Here is a 3,614-nt window from a genome sequence, read left to right on the forward strand (position 1 = left end):
CGGGCGGGTGCTCGCGCGCGGGCGGGCGGGTGCTCGCTCGCCCCGCGGCTCAGTCGCCGAGGAGCTGCGTGGCGCGCGGCCCCACGCGCTGACGCAGGATCACCTCGGTGCGCGTGCGGAGCACCCCCGGGGTCGAGATGATCGCGCTGAACACCTCCTCGAGGTGCGCGTGGTCGCGGGCCACCACTCGGCAGACGAGGTCGAACTCCCCCGCCACGCTCATCACCTCGAGCACCTCGCGGACTTCCGCCAGGCCCGCGCACGTCGACTCGAGCTCCGCCTGCGCCAGCTGGATGTGGACCAGCGCGCCGAGCGGGTAGCCGAGCGCGGCGGGGTCGAGCCGGGGCGCCCAGGAGGCGAGGACGCCGCGGGCCTCCAGCTTGTCGAGCCGCGCCTGCGCGGTGCCCCGGGCCACCCCGAGCCGTCGGGAGAACTCGCGGACGCCGACCCGGGGGTCGGCCATGACCACCCGGAGAAGGCGTCGGTCCGTATCGTCCAACTGCGGTGCGTGTTCCATGTGTCCACGGTAGACGACGACGAGAGGGCAACTGGCCCAGTTAGTACAGGAACCGACGCTTCCGGTTGTGCAGAGTGTGCGCCCGATCGATGACCGCGTGACGCGCCTCACATTCCGTCCTAGCCTGAGGGAGAGACCCACGACGTCACACAGGCCAGGTGTTGATCATGACCTCTCTTCTCGGCCCCTCGAGCGGCACCCACAACGACCTCCCCCGGTTCGGCCGGGCGGACGCCGGATCGTTCTCCCTCTCCGACCGCTACACGCGCGAGAGCGGCACCATCTATCTGACGGGAATCCAGGCGCTCGTACGGACGGTCCGCGACCGTGCCCGGCTGGACCGGCGCCAGAACCTGCTCACCGCGAGCCTGGTGAGCGGCTACGAGGGATCCCCTCTCGCCGGCTACGACCTCGAGCTGGCCCGGCGTGCGGAGTTCCTCGACCCGTTCGACATCGTGCACCGTCCGGCCCTCAACGAGGAGGCCGGCGCGACGGCCGTGATGGGCTCGCAACTGGCACGCCGCACCGGCACCCTGCGGGCGACCGCCCACACCCGCGGCGCCCCGCTGCAGGGCGTGGTGGGCTACTGGTACGGCAAGGCGCCGGGCCTGGACCGCGCCACCGACGCCTTACGGCACGCCAACCTCATCGGGACCGATCCGAACGGCGGTGCCGTGGTGATGGTGGGCGACGACCCCGGGGCCAAGTCCTCGACCGTGCCGTGCGCGTCGGAGCTCGCTCTCGCCGACCTCTACATTCCCACCCTGTACCCGGCCGATTCGCAGGACGTCCTCGACTTCGGCGTGCACGCGGCGATCCTCTCCCGCGTCTCCGGGCTCTGGTCGGCGCTGAAGATCTCCGCGCACGTGGCGGACGCCTCGTCGACCGCGCTCGTGGACCCCGACCGGATCCTGCCCGTCTACGGCGATCTCGGCACCAGTCCGCACGTGCCCTCCGGGCACCTCCTCGGCTCGAACCTCATGGAGCTCGAGCAGAACCAGCTCACCATCCGCCTCCCCCGCGCCCTGGAGTACGCCCGACTCAACCGGCTCAACCGGATCGTGCAGTCGACCGCCGACGACCGGATCGGGATCGTCGCGGCCGGCAAGACGTACCTCGACGTGCGGGAGTCGCTGCGCCGTCTCGGGATCGGCGACGACGAGCTGGGCCGACGGGGGATCCGGATCCTCAAGCTCGGAATGATCTACCCGCTCGAGCGCACGATCCTCGACGAGTTCATGTCCGGGCTCGACGAGGTGATCGTCGTGGAGGAGAAGCGCGACTTCATCGAGACCATGATCCGCGACATCCAGTTCCGCAAGCCCGGGGTGGCCAACGTCGTCGGCAAGGCCCACGAGGACGGGTCGACGCTGTTCAGCCGCTTCGGCGAACTCGATGTGGACTCGGTGACCCGCGGCCTCGCGCAGCGGCTCGGCACCGTCCACGGGATCGCCTCCGCCAGCGCCTGGCTCGACGGCCCGGGGCGCGTCCGCACCCGCATCGCGCTGCCGCTCGCGGCCTCGCGCACCCCGTACTTCTGTTCGGGATGCCCGCACAACAGCTCGACCAAGGTCGCGGACGGGACTCTCGTCGGCGGCGGGATCGGCTGCCACGCGATGGTGCTCATGATGGACGAGCAGCAGGTCGGCCACGTCACCGGCGTCACCCAGATGGGCGGCGAGGGGATCCAGTGGACGGGGATGGCGCCGTTCCTCGACGAGCGGCACATGGTGCAGAACGTCGGCGACGGCACGTTCATGCACTCCGGGTCACTCGCGCTGCGGGCGGCGGTGGCCTCCGGGGACAACATCACCTACAAGCTGCTCTACAACGGCACGGTCGCCATGACCGGCGGGCAGGACCCGGTCGGCGAGATGAGCCTGCCCGAGATCGTGCGCCTGCTGCAGGCGGAGAAGGTCGCGAAGATCGTCGTCACCACCGACGACGTCAAGGCGACCCGGGCCCGCGGACTGCCGCGCGGCGTGGAGGTCCGCGACCGCACGGAGACCCTCGAGGTCCAGCAGGAACTCGCCGCCGTGCCCGGTGTGACGGTGCTGGTCCACGATCAGTACTGCGCCGCGGAGAAGCGCCGCCACCGCAAGCGCGGCGACTATCCCACCCCGGAGCAGCGCGTGGTGATCAACGAACGCATCTGCGAGGGGTGCGGCGACTGCGGCAAGAAGTCCAACTGCCTGTCCGTGCATCCGGTCGACACCGAGTTCGGGCGCAAGACGCAGATCGACCAGTCGACGTGCAACCTCGACTTCTCGTGTCTGCAGGGTGACTGTCCCGCCTTCGTGACCGTCGTGCCCGGGGCCCGCACCGAGCGGGTGGCCACCGCGCCGTCCCTGGACGCGGCGGAGCTGCCCGAACCCGAGCGCGCAGACATCGACGCGGAGCGCGGATTCTCGCTGCGGCTGACGGGCATCGGCGGGACCGGGATCGTCACCGTCTCGGCGGTGCTGGCCACCGCGGCCGTGCTCGACGGCAACTCGGCCAGGACCCTCGACATGACCGGCCTCGCGCAGAAGGGCGGCGCGGTCGTCTCCGACGTCCGCGTCTCGCGGACGCCCGTGGAGCAGCCCCCCAAGATCGGCGCGGGGGACTGCGATCTCTACCTGTGTTGCGACGGGCTCGTGGGTGCCGACGACAAGCACCTCAAGGTCGCCCACCCCGATCGCACGACGGCGGTCGTGTCCACCACGCGGATCCCCACCGGGAAGATGGTGATCGACACCTCCGAGCACTACCCCGCCACGTCGGACATCCAGGCCGCCATCGACCGGGCCTCCGCCCGCGGCATCTACCTGGACCCGGGCGAGCTCACGGAGAAGCTCTTCGGCTCCACGCAGACGGCCAACATGTTCATGGTGGGCGCGGCGTACCAGAGCGGGGCCCTGCCCATCTCGGCCGAATCGATCGAGAGGGCCGTCGAACTCAACGGCGTCGCGGTCGAGTCGAACCTCCAGGCGTTCCGCCGGGGCCGGCAGGCCGTCGCGGACCCGCAGGCCCTGTCCGCGCTGCTCGACACGCTCCACCGCCCGGCGACCGCGGCCACCTCCGGGGCGTACGAGCCCTCCCCCGCCGCCGCGCGGGC

At 71.2% G+C, this 3,614-nt stretch carries 2 protein-coding genes; one reads left to right on the forward strand and one right to left on the reverse strand.

What is annotated here, in order from left to right:
- Positions 1 to 49: 49 nt before the first annotated feature.
- Positions 50 to 517, reverse strand: a complete 468-nt coding sequence (locus HMPREF3086_RS11515; protein ID WP_043567295.1) for an Lrp/AsnC family transcriptional regulator — start codon at positions 515 to 517, stop codon at positions 50 to 52.
- Positions 518 to 684: 167 nt separating this feature from the next.
- Here HMPREF3086_RS11515 and HMPREF3086_RS11520 point away from each other — a divergent pair.
- Positions 685 to 3,614: indolepyruvate ferredoxin oxidoreductase family protein (locus HMPREF3086_RS11520; RefSeq protein ID WP_070721975.1), on the forward strand; the 2,930-nt coding region annotated here is incomplete at its 3' end.

This window comes from Dietzia sp. HMSC21D01, from assembly GCF_001815995.1.
GTDB classification, from domain to species: Bacteria; Actinomycetota; Actinomycetes; order Mycobacteriales; family Mycobacteriaceae; genus Dietzia; species Dietzia cinnamea.